1 protein-coding gene and 1 pseudogene are annotated in these 582 nt (G+C 67.5%); both read left to right on the top strand.

Going from position 1 to position 582, the window contains the following annotated elements; genetic code table 11:
* Nucleotides 1-279 (top strand): CHAP domain-containing protein (locus AC5RWT_RS37965; RefSeq protein ID WP_494084702.1); only part of this gene is annotated, 279 nt, incomplete at its 5' end.
* Nucleotides 276-582, top strand: a pseudogene (locus AC5RWT_RS37960) (hypothetical protein); the annotation flags it as partial. The gene AC5RWT_RS37965 and the pseudogene AC5RWT_RS37960, both read left to right, overlap by 4 nt.

Here is a 582-nt window from a genome sequence, read left to right as displayed (position 1 = left end):
GCGCTGACGTGGAAGGCCGGCTGGGATGCCAAGGGCTGGCCCACCGGTTCCGTTCCTCGTGTCGGGGCGGTTGTCTGGTACGCGCCGGGGGCCGGGGGAGCGGACCCCACTTTCGGCCACGTCGCCGTGGTCAAGGAAGTCAGGGACAACGGCACCTACGTCGAAGAGGGATACAACGGCAACCCGCCCCCGGATAACCACAACTACTACACCCGGACCGTCAGCAGCGATGTCCCTTCAGCCTTCCTATACCTGCCTACTCAAGAGGAGAGAACGTGAAAAAGTCTCTGGCCCTCGTCGCGGTGGCCCTGCTCTGCGCCGCGTGCGCCCCGGCAGCGAACACCACGCCTGCACCGACTGAAACCACAATCACGCCTTCCGCGCCGGTTTCGTTGAGCGCGGGCAGTGGCCCGCAGGCTCCAGGGGGCACGGTGCCGGCCACCATCGGCATCAGCTGGGACCAGGCCAGTAAGGACGCGGCCGTCGACGTTGCTGAGAAGGCCATGGCGGACTTCGCCCGCCCGGGCGTGGAGGAAAAGCAGTGGGCCAACGACCTGGCCCGCTGGCTCACGCCGCAGGCCA

The sequence above is a fragment of the Arthrobacter sp. Dra40 genome (assembly GCF_059091905.1).
The sequence above is the reverse complement of the archived record's forward strand: the minus strand, read 5'-3'. Positions and strand labels throughout refer to the sequence as shown.